20 protein-coding genes are annotated in these 17,142 nt (G+C 61.9%); 1 reads left to right on the top strand and 19 read right to left on the bottom strand.

Translation table 11 applies throughout. The features are described 5' to 3' along the window. Positions 1–266 precede the first annotated feature (266 nt). The 15 genes from DYZ14_RS13935 to flgB all read right to left on the bottom strand — a co-directional run bounded on the left by DYZ14_RS13935 (position 267) and on the right by flgB (position 12,696). A complete protein-coding gene (locus DYZ14_RS13935; RefSeq protein WP_154721237.1) occupies positions 267–1,229 on the bottom strand; it encodes a flagellin N-terminal helical domain-containing protein in 963 nt (320 codons plus the stop codon). Between the two features lie 320 nt (positions 1,230–1,549). Beyond that, positions 1,550–2,512 (bottom strand): flagellin N-terminal helical domain-containing protein, encoded by a 963-nt coding sequence (locus tag DYZ14_RS13940; RefSeq protein ID WP_154721238.1) that lies wholly within the window; start codon positions 2,510–2,512, stop codon positions 1,550–1,552. Positions 2,513–2,790: 278 nt separating this feature from the next. Then, the gene (locus DYZ14_RS13945; protein ID WP_154721239.1) at positions 2,791–3,753 is read right to left on the bottom strand and encodes a flagellin N-terminal helical domain-containing protein; all 963 of its coding nucleotides are present in this window, start codon (positions 3,751–3,753) and stop codon (positions 2,791–2,793) included. Between the two features lie 276 nt (positions 3,754–4,029). Continuing rightward, complete coding sequence (locus DYZ14_RS13950; protein WP_154721240.1) at positions 4,030–4,992, bottom strand: flagellin N-terminal helical domain-containing protein; 963 nt, start codon at positions 4,990–4,992, stop codon at positions 4,030–4,032. A gap of 281 nt (positions 4,993–5,273) precedes the next feature. After that, complete coding sequence (locus DYZ14_RS13955; protein ID WP_154721241.1) at positions 5,274–6,239, bottom strand: flagellin N-terminal helical domain-containing protein; 966 nt, start codon at positions 6,237–6,239, stop codon at positions 5,274–5,276. A gap of 342 nt (positions 6,240–6,581) precedes the next feature. Continuing rightward, complete coding sequence (fliP, locus tag DYZ14_RS13960; protein WP_154721242.1) at positions 6,582–7,319, bottom strand: flagellar type III secretion system pore protein FliP; 738 nt, start codon at positions 7,317–7,319, stop codon at positions 6,582–6,584. Beyond that, the gene (locus tag DYZ14_RS13965; protein ID WP_154721243.1) at positions 7,316–7,834 is read right to left on the bottom strand and encodes a flagellar basal body-associated FliL family protein; all 519 of its coding nucleotides are present in this window, start codon (positions 7,832–7,834) and stop codon (positions 7,316–7,318) included. Before DYZ14_RS13965 ends, fliP begins: the two co-directional genes overlap by 4 nt. A 37-nt stretch (positions 7,835–7,871) precedes the next feature. Beyond that, positions 7,872–8,585 (bottom strand): flagellar basal body L-ring protein FlgH, encoded by a 714-nt coding sequence (flgH, locus tag DYZ14_RS13970; RefSeq protein WP_154721244.1) that lies wholly within the window; start codon positions 8,583–8,585, stop codon positions 7,872–7,874. After that, positions 8,582–9,115, bottom strand: a complete 534-nt coding sequence (locus tag DYZ14_RS13975; protein ID WP_154721245.1) for a MotE family protein — start codon at positions 9,113–9,115, stop codon at positions 8,582–8,584. Before DYZ14_RS13975 ends, flgH begins: the two co-directional genes overlap by 4 nt. Next, positions 9,112–10,233, bottom strand: a complete 1,122-nt coding sequence (locus DYZ14_RS13980) for a flagellar basal body P-ring protein FlgI (protein WP_154721246.1) — start codon at positions 10,231–10,233, stop codon at positions 9,112–9,114. The genes DYZ14_RS13975 and DYZ14_RS13980 overlap by 4 nt, the downstream gene beginning before the upstream one ends. Next, positions 10,230–10,715: a flagellar basal body P-ring formation chaperone FlgA gene (flgA, locus tag DYZ14_RS13985; RefSeq protein WP_154721247.1), complete on the bottom strand. Its 486-nt coding sequence runs from the start codon at positions 10,713–10,715 to the stop codon at positions 10,230–10,232. The genes DYZ14_RS13980 and flgA overlap by 4 nt, the downstream gene beginning before the upstream one ends. Before the next feature lie 18 nt (positions 10,716–10,733). Beyond that, complete coding sequence (gene flgG / locus DYZ14_RS13990) at positions 10,734–11,522, bottom strand: flagellar basal-body rod protein FlgG (protein WP_154721248.1); 789 nt, start codon at positions 11,520–11,522, stop codon at positions 10,734–10,736. A 19-nt stretch (positions 11,523–11,541) separates the two neighbouring features. Continuing rightward, a complete protein-coding gene (locus DYZ14_RS13995) occupies positions 11,542–11,883 on the bottom strand; it encodes a flagellar hook-basal body complex protein FliE (protein ID WP_154721249.1) in 342 nt (113 codons plus the stop codon). Next, positions 11,880–12,302, bottom strand: coding sequence for a flagellar basal body rod protein FlgC (flgC, locus tag DYZ14_RS14000; RefSeq protein WP_115668448.1), 423 nt, complete (start codon positions 12,300–12,302; stop codon positions 11,880–11,882). Before flgC ends, DYZ14_RS13995 begins: the two co-directional genes overlap by 4 nt. 1 nt (position 12,303) lies before the next feature. Continuing rightward, positions 12,304–12,696, bottom strand: a complete 393-nt coding sequence (gene flgB / locus DYZ14_RS14005; RefSeq protein WP_154721250.1) for a flagellar basal body rod protein FlgB — start codon at positions 12,694–12,696, stop codon at positions 12,304–12,306. 114 nt (positions 12,697–12,810) lie between these two features. On the opposite strand from flgB, the gene DYZ14_RS14010 reads away from it, so the two are divergent. Next, complete coding sequence (locus DYZ14_RS14010) at positions 12,811–13,467, top strand: phosphoribosyltransferase (RefSeq protein WP_154721251.1); 657 nt, start codon at positions 12,811–12,813, stop codon at positions 13,465–13,467. Positions 13,468–13,489: 22 nt separating this feature from the next. Here DYZ14_RS14010 and DYZ14_RS14015 read toward each other — a convergent pair whose 3' ends face one another. The 4 genes from DYZ14_RS14015 to DYZ14_RS14030 are packed head-to-tail and all read right to left on the bottom strand — an operon-like array spanning position 13,490 to position 17,001. Continuing rightward, positions 13,490–14,053 carry a flagellar protein gene (locus tag DYZ14_RS14015; protein ID WP_154721252.1) on the bottom strand — a complete coding sequence of 188 codons (564 nt, stop codon included), beginning with the start codon at positions 14,051–14,053 and terminating at the stop codon, positions 13,490–13,492. 2 nt (positions 14,054–14,055) lie between these two features. Then, a complete protein-coding gene (gene fliI, locus DYZ14_RS14020; RefSeq protein WP_154721253.1) occupies positions 14,056–15,456 on the bottom strand; it encodes a flagellar protein export ATPase FliI in 1,401 nt (466 codons plus the stop codon). 30 nt (positions 15,457–15,486) lie between these two features. Then, positions 15,487–16,221: a flagellar basal-body rod protein FlgF gene (gene flgF, locus DYZ14_RS14025; protein WP_154721254.1), complete on the bottom strand. Its 735-nt coding sequence runs from the start codon at positions 16,219–16,221 to the stop codon at positions 15,487–15,489. Further along, positions 16,222–17,001 (bottom strand): DUF1217 domain-containing protein, encoded by a 780-nt coding sequence (locus tag DYZ14_RS14030; RefSeq protein ID WP_154721255.1) that lies wholly within the window; start codon positions 16,999–17,001, stop codon positions 16,222–16,224. Positions 17,002–17,142 lie beyond the last annotated feature (141 nt).

The raw sequence follows: 17,142 nt of genomic DNA on the forward strand, positions 1-17,142 counted from the left end.
TGAGAATGACCTGAACTCCCTAAACATTTTCGGATCGTGCATACTCATCATGCCATCCAGTGCCCGCTTCGGTTGCCGCGTTTGTGTCACGCTGCGCCTGGCATAAGCGCCATTTGCCTCGTCTGAGACTAGAAGCCCAAACTTGTGCGAGGATGAAGGTGTTGGACCGCGCCAGGGCAGTTGCGCGGTCCAACGGTTCCACCTTATGCCGATGACCGGCGGCACGGTAGAAACGAAAAGGGTCAACTCCGGTCCGTTGCTGCCAATTACTTGAACAGGGTGAGGATGTTTTCCGCGTTGGTATTGGCGATCGAGAGCGCCTGGATACCGAGTTGCTGCTGCGTCTGAAGCGCCTTCAGCTTGGTCGATTCCTCGTTCATGTCGGCATCGACGAGACGACCGACGCCCTTGTCGATCACGTCCATCAATGTCGAGACGAATTCGTCCTGCATTTCGATACGGCTGGTAATCGCGCCAAGCGTCGAGGCCGAGTCGGTCAGGCGCTGCAGCATGGCATCGACGGCGCTGATCATGCCGTCCAGCTCGTCTTCGCTCATCGAGGTGGTCAGCACGACTTCCGAGCCCGTGGCACCTGTCGTCGCACTCACGTCGATCAGGAAGTAGGTGGCGATCGTGGTGGTGGAGCCGGACGGTTGCGTCACCTGGAAGCCCTTGGTCAGAACGCCGTTATTGGCGTCCTTGGTGTCGATCAGCACCGATTCGGAGGTGTCGAATGCAAGGGTGGTGACCGAGACGGCGCCATCCGACGCGCGGTTGAACGAGGCGACGATCTCCTTCGTTCCGGGTGCCGTGGCGGATTCGTTGAAGAGCCAGTTTTCGCCGGAGAACGACGCCGATTCGGCAATCGCGGCGAGCTGGTTCTTGAGCTCGGAGAGTTCCTTGTTGATCTTGCTCTTGTCGACGCCGGGCTCGCGGGCGGCCACCAGCTTTGACTTGATCTCCGTCACCACTTCGACCGCGGATTCGAGACCGGTATAGGCCGTATCGGTTTTCGCGGCGCCGAGGCCCAGCGCGTCCTGAACCGTGGAGAGAGCGGAATTGTCCGACCGCATGGTGGTCGCGATCGACCAGTAGGCAGCGTTGTCGGCGGCCGTGGCGACACGATAACCCGAGGATACGCGCGCTTGCGTCTCCTGCATGTTGGAATCGATGCTGCGGAGGGTCTGGAGAGCCGCCATCGCGGCGGTATTGGTCATGATGCTGGTCATCTGGTGCCCCAAAATGAAATACGGGACATGCCGGATCTATCAAAATCTGCCGGCGACGACGGACTGCTTCATGCACATCGGCCACTGTTTGCCCTGGTGGCCGACCCGACGCTATTAACGAATGCTTAACGAACTTAGAGTTAACAAAAAGTTAACGCAATAAGGATTTGTTAATCTATCTGAAGATTTCGTCAATAGAGCATGGCAAGATTTCGCATGAAGTCCGAGCCTTTTCGCAAACGGAAAAGCCGCGGTCCAGGGGACCGCGGCTTAGTGCCTACGCTGCAAGACGGGGAGGGTCGCGAGCGACCCTCGCGATCTTACTTGAACAGCGAGAGGATGTTTTCCGAGTTGGAGTTGGCGATCGACAGGGCCTGGATGCCGAGCTGCTGCTGGGTCTGCAGGGCCTTGAGGCGGGTCGATTCCTCGTTCATGTCGGCATCGACGAGACGGCCGACACCGGTGTCGATCACGTCGCGCAGGTCGGCGACGAAGTCGGTCTGCATTTCCAGGCGGCTGTTGGTGGCGCCGAGCGTTGCAGCAGCATCCGTCATGTCGGCCAGCATGGCGTCGACAGCCGAGATCATGCCTTCGACCTGGTCGTCGGTGGTGGCCGAGGACAGCGCGACGACCGTACCGGTCGTGCCGGTGCCGCCGGCGTCGATCAGGAAGTAGGTCGCGGTGGTGCCGGAAGCCGAACCGTCATCGACGGTGACCGTGTAGTCATTGGTCAGCAGGCCGCGGGTCGCGTCGACGGTGTCGATCAGGACCGAGGTTGCAGCGTCGAAGGACAGCAGTTCGACCGAGACGGTGCCGTCGGCGGCACGAACGAAGGAGCCGACCATTTCCTTGGTGCCGACTGCGGTGGTGGACTCGTTGTAGAGCCAGTTCTCGCCCGAGAAGGAAGCCGATTCGGAGATCGAGGCCAACTGAGCCTTGAGCTCGGTCAGTTCCTTGTTGATCTTTTCCTTGTCGACGCCCGGTTCGCGGGCGGCAACCAGCTTGGCCTTGATTTCTGTGACGACGTCGATGGCGGCTTCCATACCGGTGTAAGCCGTGTCGGTCTTGGCAGCGCCAAGGCCAAGCGCGTCTTCGACGGCAGCCAGGGCCTTGTTGTCCGAACGCATGGTGGTGGCGATCGACCAGTAGGCGGCGTTGTCGGCTGCGGTTTCGACGCGGTAGCCGGACGATACGCGGTTCTGCGTTTCGTTCATGCTGGAGTTGATGGAGCGCAGGGTATCGAGTGCTGCAATTGCAGCAGAGTTCGTCATCAAGCTCGTCATTTTAATAAAGCCCCTTTCGGCAAAAATCAGTCACGAGGGCATGCCGGGTTTGCGACCGGCAACGGAATTCAGCGTCATGCAAGCCCGCAACGAGTGTTCGTCTGCCGGGCTACCGTTTCAATGGTCACAGAAAACACTATTAAGGTTAATGAATGCTAAACACCGGACAACACATGTTAATTAGCCGGCGGAAACAAAAGAAACGCCGCGGCCTGGGAGGCCGCGGCGCACTATCTTCAGGTGTCGGAGAGGGCCGAGGCCCTCCCCTCCCCTCACGCTTAACGGAACAGCGAGAGGATGTTTTCCGAGTTGGAGTTGGCGATCGACAGGGCCTGGATGCCGAGCTGCTGCTGGGTCTGCAGGGCCTTGAGGCGGGTCGATTCCTCGTTCATGTCGGCGTCGACCAGACGGCCGACACCGGTGTCGATCACGTCGCGCAGGTCGGCGACGAAGTCGGTCTGCATTTCCAGGCGGCTGTTGGTGGCGCCGAGCGTTGCAGCAGCGTCCGTCATGTCGGTCAGCATGGCGTCGACAGCCGAGATCATGCCTTCGACCTGGTCATCGGTGGTGGCGGAGGACAGCGAGACGACCGTACCGGACGTACCGGTGCCGCCGGCGTCGATCAGGAAGTAGGTCGCGGTGGTGCCGGAAGCCGTGCCGTCATCGACGGCGACCGTGTAGTCCTTGGTCAGCAGACCACGGGTCGCGGTGTCGGTGTCGATCAGGACCGAGGTGGCGGCGTCGAAGGACAGCAGTTCGACCGAAACGGTGCCGTCGGCGGCGCGAACGAACGAGCCGACCATTTCCTTGGTGCCGACTGCGGTGGCGGACTCGTTGTAGAGCCAGTTTTCGCCCGAGAAGGAAGCCGATTCGGAGATAGACTGCAGCTGCGACTTCAGCTCGGTCAGTTCCTTGTTGATCTTTTCCTTGTCGACGCCCGGTTCGCGAGCGGCAACCAGCTTGGCCTTGATTTCGGTGACGACGTCGATGGCAGCTTCCATACCGGTGTAAGCCGTGTCGGTCTTGGCAGCGCCGAGGCCGAGTGCGTCTTCGACGGCCGAGAGAGCCTTGTTGTCCGAACGCATGGTGGTGGCGATCGACCAGTAGGCGGCGTTGTCGGCTGCGGTTTCAACGCGGTAGCCGGACGATACGCGGTTCTGCGTCTCGTTCAGGCCGGAGTTGATGGAGCGCAGGGTATCGAGTGCTGCGATTGCAGCAGAGTTCGTCATAATGCTCGTCATAAAATACTGCCCCTTGTTGACAGGATATGGAAAGGGACATTCCGGGTCTAAGTACCGGAAACGACGGTCCGCGTCATGCAATTAACCATTGTTTACAGTTGGTTAATCCGTCGTTTTAATGATCCTATTCAACCCGATTAAGGTTAATAGGTCCTGAAGCGATCGACGGAATTTTGAAAAATCTGTTCCACTGCCCAAAAAGGCATCGGGCCGCGCACCTTCCGGTGCACGGCCCGACTTGTCCAAGGGTCGGAAATGGCCTGGCCTGGCCGGCCTTTACTGGAACAGCGCCAGGACGTTTTCCGAATTGGTATTGGCGATCGACAGGGCCTGGATGCCGAGCTGCTGCTGGGTCTGCAGGGCCTTGAGGCGTGTCGATTCCTCGTTCATGTCGGCATCGACCAGACGGCCGACACCGGTGTCGATCACGTCCATCAAATCGGCGACGAAGTCCGTCTGCATTTCGACGCGCATGTTGATCGCGCCGAGGGTCGCGGCCGCATCGGTAATATCGGCCAGCATGGCGTCGACTGCGCTGATCATTCCTTCAACCTCTTCATCCGTGTTTGTACTGGAGAGTTCAACGACCGTACCCGACGTACCGGTGCCGCCGGCGTCGATCAGGAAGTAGGTCATGGTCGTTCCGGTCGCCGTGCCGTCGTCGACCTTGACCGTATAATCCTTGGTCAGCAGACCGCGGGTGGCATCGACGGTATCGATCAAGACCGAGTCGGCCGTGTCGAACGTCAGGGTCTCGACCGAGACGGTGCCATCGGCCGCGCGGACGAAGGAGCCGGACATTTCCTTCGTTCCCACGGCGGCGGCAGCGGCATTGTAGAGCCAGTTTTCGCCCGAGAACGAGGCGGATTCGGAGATCGACGACAGTTGCGCCTTGAGCTCCGTCAGTTCCTTGTTGATCTTTTCCTTGTCGACGCCCGGTTCGCGGGCCGCGACGAGCTTGGCCTTGATTTCGGTCACGACATCGACTGCGGCTTCGAGACCGGTATAGGCGGTGTCGGTCTTGGCGGCGCCGAAGCCGAGTGCGTCTTCCACGGCGGCCAGCGCCATGTTGTCGGAGCGCATGGTGGTGGCGATCGACCAATAGGCGGCGTTGTCGGAGGCCGTTTCCACCTTGTAGCCGGAGGAGACGCGCTTTTGCGTTTCGTTCATGGACGCGGTGATCGAGCGAAGGGTATCGAGTGCCGCGATTGCCGCGGTGTTGGTCATCAGGCTGGTCATTGAATGCCCCTTTAGGTTCCGGGAAGGAGGGACATGCCGGTCAATGGTTCCGGCGACGGTGGGGCGACTTCATGCCAATTAATTCGGATCTGTGTTTTAAATTAATCCACCGTTAATGACTGCACTTGACCCTAACAGAGTTAACAAAACCTAAATGCCCGACGTGATTTTTATCCATCCATTAACGAAGGTATCCCGGGCGTTAACAAAAAAGGGCCGCGCCATGCCGGCGCGGCCCCCAGATCCCTGCCGTCCCGATAGGGCCGGCGCTGCTTGTCCGCTTAGCGGAACAGCGAGAGGATGTTTTCCGAGTTGGAGTTGGCGATCGACAGGGCCTGGATGCCGAGCTGCTGCTGGGTCTGCAGAGCCTTCAGGCGGGTCGATTCCTCGTTCATGTCGGCATCGACGAGACGGCCCACGCCGGTGTCGATCACGTCCATGAGGTCGGCGACGAACTCGTCCTGCATTTCCAGGCGGCTGTTGGTGGCGCCGAGCGTTGCAGCAGCATCCGTCATGTCGGACAGCATGGCGTCGACAGCCGAGATCATGCCTTCAACCTGGTCGTCGGTGGTGGCCGAGGACAGCGCGACGACCGTACCCGAAGCAGCCGTGGTGGAGTCGGCATCGATCAGGAAGTAGGTGGCGGTGGTGCCGGAAGCCGTGCCATCATCGACGGCGACCGTGTAGTCCTTGGTTAAGAGACCGCGGGTCGCGTTGTCGGTGTCGATCAGGACCGAGGTCGATGCGTCGAAGGACAGGGTCTGCAGCGAAACCGTGCCGTCCGTGGCGCGAACGAACGAGCCGACCATTTCCTTGGTGCCGACTGCGGTGGTCGTGTCGTTGTAGAGCCAGTTTTCGCCCGAGAACGAGGCCGATTCGGAGATCGACGAGAGCTGCGACTTCAGCTCGGTCAGTTCCTTGTTGATCTTGTCCTTGTCAACGCCCGGTTCGCGAGCGGCAACCAGCTTGGCCTTGATTTCGGTGACGACGTCGATGGCGGCTTCCATACCGGTGTAAGCCGTGTCTGTCTTAGCGGCGCCGAGGCCGAGCGCGTCGGAAACAGCCGAGAGAGCCTTGTTGTCCGAACGCATGGTGGTGGCGATCGACCAGTAGGCGGCGTTGTCGGAAGCGGTCTCGACGCGGTAGCCCGACGATACGCGGTTCTGGGTCTCGTTCAGGCCCTTGTTGATCGAGCGGAGGGTGTCGAGGGCGGCAAGAGCAGCCGAATTGGTCATAATGCTAGTCATTGATGTGTCCCCTTGGAAACAAAATACGAGAGAGGGACATGCCGGGTTTTGGAACCGGCAGAGGCAGTCGACATCATGTCAATTAATTGGTGGTTTAAATTAATCCGCCTCTGTCGCTTAAGAAACAGCACGGACTTTAACGTCACCTCAAGGCAAATGGTTAAAAAGTCGTTTTCACACGCGATTTGTGAAGAAAAACGGACTTTTTCCTCAGGTATTTGAATTTTATGATAAAATTCACCATCTTCCGGCGGAATCGGGCGCAGGATGGTTAATCACGGCGTGCCGGAATGGGAAGAAGAGCGGTCTCAGGCCGGCCCGTGCCTCGAATCGTCGCCGGCCTCAGGCAAACGAGCGCACGAGGCTCCCGACAAGCAGGTTCCAGCCATCGATCAGGACGAAGAAGAGGATCTTGAACGGCAGCGAGATCGAAGTGGGCGGGAGCATCATCATGCCCATGGCCATGGTGATGGTCGCCACGATCATGTCGATGACGAGGAAGGGCAGGACGATCAGGAAACCGATTTCGAAGCCGCGGCGGATCTCGGAGAGCATGAAGGCCGGAACGAGCACGCGGTAGTCGACCTTGTCGCCGACGACCGGCGTCTGGCCGCGCTCGTTGGCGATGTCGACGAAGAGCTTCAGGTCCTTGTCCCGGGTATTGGCGGTCATGAAGACGCGGAAGGGTTCGGCGATCGCGGTGACCGCCTGCGCCTCCGTCATGCGGTTTTCCAGCAGCGGCTGGACGCCTTCGGTCCAGGCCCGGTCCATGGTGGGCGACATGACGTAGAAGGTCATGAACAGCGCCAGGCTGGTCAGGATCATGTTGGACGGGGTCGAAGCCAGTCCCATGCCGGATCGCAGGATGGAAAAGGCGATCACGAAGCGCGGGAAGCTCGTGACCATGATGAGGATGCCCGGCGCGACCGACAGAACGGTGAGAAGGCCGAAGGTCCGGACGATCCAGGCGGCGACCGAACCGTCGATCGGCGCGTTGAAGAGATCCGTGGGCAGTTGTTGCGCCGCGGCCAGTCCCGGCACCATCATCATGACGGCGGCAAGAAGGAGGAACCGAATCATTCGATCACAAAAGTCCTGAACATCACCTTCGATACGCGCCCTTCGGAGCGAAGGTCAACACGCTCCTGGATGTCATCCTTGAGATACTGGAAGCCGCGCGGCCCTTCGATCTGTTGCAGGGAAACGGTTCGCAGATAGGCGAGAATGTCCTGGTGAACATCTTCGGCGATCTTGACGTCAATGGCGCCGTTGAAAAGGAGCGCCACTTCGAGGCGGATCCAGCTCTCCGACGGATAGGCGAGATTGGTGGTGATAGGTTCCAGCTGGACGATGCCATTGGCCTCGGCGGCGATGCGCGGCAGGCCGTCCTCCGCCTTGCCCTCGCCCTCGGCGCCGGCTGCCTTTTCGGCATCGGCCGCCTTTTCGGCTTCCTCGACGGCGGCGATCTTCGGCGCCAGAAGGGTGCCGATCAGCCAGCCCCCTCCCCCAGCGACAAGCGTCAGGACGGCGATTGCCGCGATCAGCATCAAGGTTGCCGATTTCTTCTTCGGTTCGGTGCCTTCGACCTGTTCCATCTGCCCTGCCGTTCCTTCCAGCTTGCCGGGTTGCGCGTCAGATCGGCGAGAAGAGGTCGACGACCTGCTGTCCGACCGGTGGCTGCTGGACCTCCGTCAGGCGACCGCGACCGCCATAGGAGATGCGGGCTTCGGCGATCCGCTCATACGAGATCGTGTTGTCGGCATCGACGTCCTGAGGGCGGACGATACCGGCGACGTTGAGGATGCGGATCTCGTGGTTGACGCGCACTTCCTGCGAGCCGGAGATCAGCAGGTTGCCGTTCTCCAGGATGCCGGTGACGACGGCCGCGACGAGCAGCGTCAGCTTTTCCGAGCGTTCGGTCGAGCCCTTGCCCTGGGTGCTGGTGTCGGAGCCCGACGCGAGTTCGCCGGTCGTTTCCGGCGGCTTGTAGCCGAAGAAATCGGCACTGGTCGACCAGTTCATGCCGCTCGAATTGGTTCGGCTGCGGTCGGTCTCGTTCTCGAACGAGGCCTTGTCGTTGATCTGAATGTTGACCGTCAGGATGTCGCCCACGTTCAGGGCGCGAGCATCCTTGAACAGTGCGGACTGGCTGTCGCTCCACAGCGAATAGCCGCTGGCCATGGCGCGCGGCTGCTTGGGGTAGAGCGCCATCTGCGGTGTCTGGCTGTAGCGCAGGCCGCTGCCGATCGGGCTCATCGACGGTGCGTTGCCGATTTCCTTCAGGGTCTGGCTTTGGCATCCAGCGAGAAGGAGCACGGCCAGGATAGCCGGGGAACGCTTGATCATGACGGGTCCTTCGAAGTATTCGGATCGGCGGCGCTCGACATGATGGCCGCGACCATGGCGGCCTTTTCGGCTTCCATTTCGCTGAGGATGAGGCTCGACTGGCGGGCCGGCAGTTTCATGATGATGGCGGCCGCGAGAAGCGGGTTGACTTCCTGAAGCTGCGGCGCGGCGGCATCCGCCTTCATCTTCTTGTAGATCTCGACGAGATTGCCTTCCGCCTGCTTCATGAAGGCGTTGCGCTGTGTCAGCCAATCCTCGTATTCGGCGCGGCGCTGCTCGAGCACGGCAATGCGCTGATCGACGTCGGCCTGGAGCTTTTCCAGCTCCTGCTTCTGCAACAGGTAGCGCTGATCGCGCGCCGGGTCGGCGATGCTGGTGCAGAACTGCTGGATCTCGGCCTGCGAGGCCGTGTCGAGGGCAGGCTTCTGCTCCTGGGCGCTGCCGGAGGCAAGCGGCAGGAGCGCCATGCCGGCGACGAGAGCCAGGTTGCGCAGGCGGGGCGAAAATACGGTCGAGGTCATGAACTTCATTGCAGGACGAGCTCCGCTTGCAGTGCGCCGGCCGACTTGATGCCCTGCAGGATGGCGATGATGCCGTCCGGCTTCACGCCGATGTTGTTGAGGCCGCTGACGAGGGTGCGCAGATCCGGCCCCTCGACGATGGCGACATTGCCGCCCTCCTTCTGGGCCAGGATGTCGGTCTGTTCCTGGACGGCCGTCTGGCCGCGGGAGAAGGGCTCGGGTTGGATGATCTGCGGCGTCTCGGTCACCTGGACCGTCAGGGTGCCGTAGCTCACGGCAACCCGCGAGACACGGACCTCCGCGCCGATGACGATCGTGCCGGTACGCTCGTTGATCACGACCTTGGCCGGCGAATCGGTCTCGACCATCAGGTTCTCGATATCCGCCATCAGGCGGGCGAGATCGGCGGTGCGCGGCTTCTGCACGACCACTTCCTGACTGTCGCGCGCCTCGGCGATCGGCGCGCCGAAGGCGGCGCGGGCAAAGGCATTGACCGTGTCGGCGATGCGGATCGAGGTGGTGAAGTCCGGATTGCGCAATTGCAGGACGAGGTTGACCGAATCCTTGAACTTGGAGGGCAGTTCGCGTTCGATGATCGCGCCGTTCGGAACGCGGCCGGAAGTGGTGATGCCTTCCTGGAGATTGGCCGCCTGGCCCTGGGCATTGAAGCCGGAAACGATGACCGAGCCTTGCGCCACGGCATAGATCTGGCCGTCGGCACCGGTAAGCGAGGTCATGACGAGCGTGCCGCCGCGCAGCGAGGTAGCGTCGCCCAGCGAGCTGACGGTCGCGTCGATGCGGCTGCCGGGGCTGGAAAAGGGCGGCAGCGTCGCCGTCACCATGACGGCGGCGACGTTCTTGGCATTGGACTGGCCGCCTTGAGTCGAGATGCCGAGATTCTGCAGCATGGCGCGCATCGACTGCTCGGTGAAGGGCGAGGAGCGCAGGCTGTCGCCCGAGCCCTGCAGGCCGACGATCAGGCCGTAGCCGATCAACTGGTTGTCGCGGCCGGACTGCAGCGAGGCGATGTCCTTGATGCGCGAACCCGCGGCCTCTGCGCCGATCACGGGCCAGAGCAGCGCCGCAAGAACGACGAGCGCGATCCTGGACAAGCGGAGAGTCTTCATTTCGCCATCACCTGTACTGTTCCGTCCGCCAGCACCGTGCCGGTGACGATGACGCCGGAATCGAGATTGCGGACCTTGATGACGTCGCCGACCGAGGCATCGGCAAGCGGCGTGCCGGAGGCGGAGATCGTCATGTTGCCAAGGGTGAAGGTCAGCCGGACATTGGCGCCGCGGTTGATCGCATAGGGCGGCCTGAGGCTTGCGACCGGAATGGTGCGTCCGGGCAGGAGCGTGCGCTTGGAGATCATGCCTTCGACCTCGGCGATCGATTGCGCATAGCCGCCGGCGATATTCGGGTTGGTGACCGCGACTTCCTCGAGCTGGGTGGCCGACACGGTTTCGCCGGGATAGATGGTCTGGGTCGGCACCACCGCAAAGCCCTGCGCCAAGGCGGCATGCGGCGCGGCGCACGACAGGGACGCAGCGACGGTCACGGCGACCGCCGCCTGGGCCAGGTGTCTCTTCATCCGGCGAAACCTCATGTTTGCCTGCCTCCGTGTTTACTTCAGGTTCTTGCTGACGATCTGAGCCATTTCGTCGGCGGTCTGAATGACCTTGGAGTTCATCTCGTAGGCCCGCTGGGCCGAGATCATGTCAGTGATTTCCTTGACGGAATCGACGTTCGACGATTCGAGGTAACCCTGCTTGATGTAAGCGAAGCCCGGATCTTCCGGAGCCGCCACGATGGCCTCACCCGACGCGGCCGTCTCGGCGAACAGGTTGTCGCCGAGGGGTTTAAGACCGGCCTCGTTGGCAAAGTTGGCGATCGTCAGCTGGCCGACATCGGTGTAGTCCGAGCTGTTGCCGACGCGCACCTGGACCTGGCCGCTGCGCGAGACGACGACTTCGCTGGCATCCTGGGGAATGGTGATGCCAGGCACGACGGCATAGCCGTCGATCGTCACCAGCTGACCATCGGCATTGGTGTTGAAGGCGCCAGACCGGCTGTAAAGCGTCGTGCCGTCGGGCGATTCGATCTGGAACCAGCCGCGGCCGACAAGGGCCATGTCGAGCTCGTTCGAGGTCTGGGCGAGTTCGCCCTGGGTATGGATGTTGCGCACCGCCGCCGTCTGCACGCCGAGACCGATATTGGCGCCTTCCGGCACGATCGCCTGGTTGGCCCGGTTCGGCACGCCCTGGGCGCGCTCCGTCTGGTAGAGCAGGTCGGTAAACTCGGCCCGGGCCCGCTTGTAGCCGGTCGTGTTGATGTTGGCGATGTTATTCGCAATGACCTCGAGATTGGTCTGCTGGGCATCCATGCCCGTGGCTGCGATGGCGAGCGCTCTCATGTGTTCGTCCTCAAATTCGCTAGATCTGCATCTTGGTTATTTCGAGATAGGCCGAGACGATCTTGTCGCGCAGCGCGATCGCGGTCTGCAGCGACTGTTCCGCCGCCAGAACCGCATCGACCACTTCGCGCGTGTTGGCCTTGCCGGTGATACCTTCGAACGAGGCCACTTCGGCCTGCTTCAGGTTGTTCACAGTGGAGTTGGCCATGTCGCCGAGCACGCTGGCGAAGCTGACGCCGGTCATCCTGCCGGGGGTGGAGCCGACCATCGTGGTGGTGGTGGAAGATGTGGCATCGGTCGTGATGCTGCCGAGGCCGGAGACCTTGGTGAGCGAGCCGACGTTCTGGATTTGATCGATCATTGCGAGGCTTTCAGAAGAGCAAGGGTCTGGGACAGCAGCTCACGGGTCTGCTTGATGGTCTGGAGATTGGCCTCATAGGTGCGGTTTGCTTCCCGCATGTCGCCCATCTCGATCAGGATGTTGACGTTCGGCATCTTGACGACGCCGTTCTCGTCGGCCGCCGGATGGCCGGGCTCATATTCCTCGATATAGTCGGAATCATCGACGCCGATCGTCTTGACCTTCACCACGTCGGTGCCGCTGGCGCGATCGAGCTCGGTTCCAAAGGTCACCGTCTTGCGACGATAGGGGTCGGCGCCCGGCGTATCACCGGTCGAGCGGGCATTGGCGATGTTTTCGGAGACGATGCGCAGGCGGGTGGACTGGACTTCCAGGCCGCTGCCGGCGATCTTGAGAGCTGCACTCAAAGGATCAGTCATTTTATCTCTTCACCGTCATCAGCATCATGCGATGGAAGGAAGCGACGAGGTTCGTATTGAGCTCGTGCTGCCGCTTGATCTCGCCGGTCTTGGTCAGTTCCTCGGCGATCGAGACCGAATTGCCGGATTCCTGCATGCCGATCTCGTCATTGAGTTCGGATTCCTTGACCGCGATATTGTCGTCGCTGAGATCACTCAGCGCCATGTGATTGGGGTTGGTCCGCGCCATCTGCACCGTGGTCGTGGTATCGAGGACGGCGCTGAAGGGGGTGATGTCCTTGGACAGGTATTTCGGGGTGCTGGCGTTGGCAATGTTGCTCGCCACAACCTCCTGGCGTACAGATAGCCACTCGGCCTGCCTGGACGCCAGTTCGAAAAGCTGGATGGGTTGCATGGACTTTTCTCCGCCATTTTCTGTCCCGAACCTAGAGCGGTAAACTTGCGTGGGACTTACGGAGACAGACAGCCGGGATTTGCGGTCGCAAAGCGGGAGGGAGACGCACGGGCCATGTCGTTCAAGGATCGAATCGATGCCGGGGAACGGCTCGCGGACGCGCTGGAGCGGTTGCGCGGCGAAGATGTGGTGGTGATTGCCCTGCCGCGCGGTGGCGTCGAGGTCGCACTGCCCGTCGCCCGTCGCCTCGGCGCGCCGATGACCCTGCTGATGGTGCGCAAGATCGGCCTTCCGAGCCAGCCGGAACTCGCCATGGGGGCGATCGTCGACGGCGACAAGCCGATCACCGTCCGCAACGAGAGCGTCATCGGCTTTTCAGGCGTGGAGGAGGCAGAATTCGACGCGGTCGTCGCGCGCGAACTTTCCGAGATCCACCGCCGCCAGGCTCTCTATCTGGGCGGACGCAAGCCGGTGCCGATCGAAGGCCGCGTGGCCATCGTCGTCGATGACGGCATAGCCACCGGCGCCACCGTTCGAGCGGCGCTGAAGGGATTGAGGGCGAGGAAGCCGGCGAAGATCGTGCTGGCCGTTCCCGTCGCCTCCGAAGATGCACTGGACATGCTGAAGGACGACGCCGACGAGGTCGTCGTGCTCGAAGGGTTGAGCGCCCTTGGCGCGATCGGCTTCAGCTATCGGGATTTCCCGCAGTTGTCCGATGCCGACGTGATTGCCGCGCTCGACGCGGCGGGGACCCCGGGCCAGAACTCCTGAACCGGGTTCCGCAGCTGGCGGATCAGTCGTTCTCGTAAACCTCGCCGGTCGAGGTGACGATCACCCACTTGCCGTCGCGCTGCTCGAGCGTCGCCACGCGGCTGTTGTCCGGCAGGATGGAACCGACGCGGACCATGAACATGCCCGAGCTGTCCTCGATGAGGGCGCGGCCATTGGCGACGTGCAACAGGCGAAAGCCGCTGCGCCCCGGGAAGGGCTGGGCTTCCGGCATCTCGTCCCCGGCGGGCTTTTCGGCGCCAAGCTTGGACACGGTAGCAGTTATGAGCGGATCGACCTGCGTGCCGGTCGACTCCCCGCCGCCATCATCATCCTTGTCGACCATGGCGAGCGGAGAGACGCTGAAGACATTGCGGCCCGGTCCCTCGGGCAGATCGCGCGTGCGCTCCCAGTCGGCGACGCGGACACCGAACTTCTCCTCGTTGAAGAACACGTACCAGGGAAAGAAGGCTGCAGCGCAGGCCAGCGCCACGCCGATTGCGCCCAGCACGCGGTCGCTCGTCAAACTCCGCTTGGGCGCCTTGGGCTTCAGCGGCGCTACTGTCTCGTCAGCGTCGAAATCGGTCACGGTCACCCTCTCGTTCTTGCTGCCCCGGCGGGCTGATTGCCACCCAGGGCGGCCTTCAACGCGTTCGCCAGATCGGCATAGGCATCGGCGGCCGGCTTTTCGCCGGGCGTCTGTTTCAGGACTTCATAGATTACCGGCACCTGCTTGATCGCCATGTCGAGATCCGCATCGCTGCCGGGGCGATAGCCGCCGATGAGACGCAGGTCGCGGGTCTCCTCGAAGCGGTGGACGAGCGTCTTCAGCCGGGAGACGAGCTTTTCCTGGTCGCCCGTCCAGGCCTTGCGCGCCAGACGCGAGATCGAGGTGAGCGGATTGATCGGCGGGTAGCGGCCCTCGTCGGCGAGACTGCGGTCGAGCACGATGTGGCCGTCGAGAATGCCGCGGGTGGAGTCGGCGATCGGATCATTGTGGTTGTCGCCGTCCACCAGGATGGAGATGATCGCGGTAATGGTGCCGGTGCCTTCTTCTCCGGGGCCGGCGCGCTCGAGCAGGCGCGGCAGTTCGGTGAAGACGGAGGCCGGATAGCCGCGGGCGATCGGCGGCTCGCCGGCGGCGGTCGCCACTTCGCGGATCGCATGGGCGAAGCGGGTGACGCTGTCGACGATGAACAGCACGTTCTCGCCCTGGTCGCGAAAATGCTCGGCAATGGTCATGGCGGTCAGTGGTGCCATCTTGCGCAGCATCGGGCTTTCGTCGCTGGTAGCGACGACGGCCACCGACTTCGCCATGTTAGGGCCGAGCGTGTCCTCGATGAATTCTCGCACCTCACGGCCACGTTCGCCGACCAGCGAGATGACCACCTTGTCGAAGGCATCGGCACGCGCCAGCATGGACAAAAGCGTGGACTTGCCCACGCCGGAGCCGGCGAAGATGCCGAGGCGCTGGCCGAGGCAGAGCGGCGAAAAGATGTCGATCGCCCTCACCCCGGTGCGAAACCCCTTCTCGACGCGGCTGCGTGTCATCGAAGGCGGTGCGCTGTTGGAGATCGCGCGGCGAACCGAGCCGGGGGCGAGAGCCGGGCCGCCATCGATCGGATCGCCGAGCGCGTTGATGGTGCGGCCGCACCAGCTGTCGCCAGGGGCAATGCGGAAGGCGCCCTTGCGGATCACCACGTCATGGATGCCGATCGGCTCGCCCGGCTCGATCGGGCAGACATAGGCGAGATCCGGCTCGACCCGAACGACCTCGCCAAGATGAACGCCCGTGCGGCTGCGATGGGCGACGAACTCGCCGAGACGCAGGTGGCGCGACAGACCGGACACCGTGTAATGGCCGGCCGCAATGGTGCGAACATGGCCACCGTGGGTGACGGAATAATCCGGATTGGCGTAACGGGCGGCGAGCCCGGCCATCTGGGTAAGCTTGGGGGACAGCACGGGCATCTGCGGCATCTCTTCCGTCATGGATCGAGGGCTTCGGGCTCAGGTCCGGGATCAGCTCGAACCGCCGAGAACCTTGATCGCGTCGCTGAGAGAGGTTTCGCTGTCGCGCATCAACGAGCTGATGCTTTCGAAGGCGCGATTGACCTGGATGAGCTGGGTCATCTCGCCGATGCCGTTGACATTGGAATTCTCGAGATAGCCCTGCATGATCGATACTTCGGGATTGTCCACGACCGGCTGCGGCTCGTCGACCATCGATACGCCGCTGTTGTCATAGCGGACGAAACCCTTGTTGATATCGGCCGTGAACAGACCGATGGTCGCCACCTGGCGGTCGTCCTGGATGATCTTGCCATCGGCGCCGACGGCAGGCACGCCGCCCGCGCGGTTCAACTGGATCGGCGCACCGCCGGCGTCGAGCACCGGATATCCGCGCACCGAGACCAGTTCGCCGGTCTCCTTCATGGTAAAGCGCCCGTCGCGGGTCAGAACCTGGCCGGCCGGCGTGTCGATGGCGAACCAGGCGTCACCCTTGATGGCGAAATCGAGCGCATTGCCGGTCTGGGCGAGTTCGCCATTCTTGGTCGACAGGTAGTCGTTGCCCTGGTTGACGAAGGCGATCTTCGCATTGATGTCGTTCTGCGTCTTGCTCAACACCTCGTCGAACTTGACCTCGGTGGAGCGGAAGCCAACCGTGTTGAGGTTGGCCATGTTGTCGGCAATGGTTGTCAGACGGCGCTCGAGCGCCATCTGCGAGGACAGGGATACATATAATCCGGATTGCACTTAGCTGCCTCCGAGCTTCAGGGAATTGATGGATATGAGAAGGTCCGGCGAGATGCCGTAACCCGACGAGGAGCCGAAGACCGCCAGCGGATCGTAGTTTTCCGAGGGGTTTTCCATTTCCCACATCGCGGTGAAACGCTCCAGGAACTTGCCGGTCTTTTCGCTGTCCTGGAAATCTTCGATGTCGAGCACGCGCTCGAAGAATTCCGCCTGCTGGTCGATGTCTGCTGCGGCGAACTCCGTCGGCAGCTGCAGGGTGGTGCGAACCACCTGGGCCAGCGCATCATCGGCAAGGATGTCCATGGCGGAGGTTATCTTCGAGGCATTGCGTTCGAAGTAGAGCGCCAGGCGAACGCCGGTATTGTCGTTGCCGGCCTCCTGCTCGAGCGTCTCGCGCATGTAGAGGTCGACCACGCCCTGCTGGGCCTTGTCGAAAGAGGTGGCCGCCGCACCCTGGGCCTCGAAATTGAGCGAGGTGGCAAGGTTGGCGTAGCGGCTGTCGGTCAACTGGTTGGCGAAGGCATCGTCCTTGGTGACCCCTTCGGTCAGGACCTTGCGGATGAAGGCCTTGGCATAGGCCATGTCTTCGAGCCCGTGCGCCTTCAGCGCATAATTATAAAGACGCGTATCGGCCATGAATTCGTCGACGGACTTGATGTCGCCGATGTTCGACAAATAGTATTCGGTCTCGCGCGCCACGTCCGGTGCCTTTGCGACGCGCTCGATGGACTTGTCGATGTTCTGCGTAATCTGCTGGTAGCTCGTGTAAGTCGTCGTCACGGTCGTTGCGCCTTTCGATATGGACAATCGGAAAATGCGTCCGTTATCGCCCTTCTTGAGGCAAATGGCTTGCGCGAAGCTGTCTGTAGGTTCACAAACCGTCAACGCCCGCGGTTCAGCCTCACGCAAGGCAAGGCCCGT

Source organism: Ciceribacter sp. T2.26MG-112.2 (assembly GCF_900492205.1).
GTDB classification, from domain to species: Bacteria; Pseudomonadota; Alphaproteobacteria; order Rhizobiales; family Rhizobiaceae; genus Allorhizobium; species Allorhizobium naphthalenivorans_A.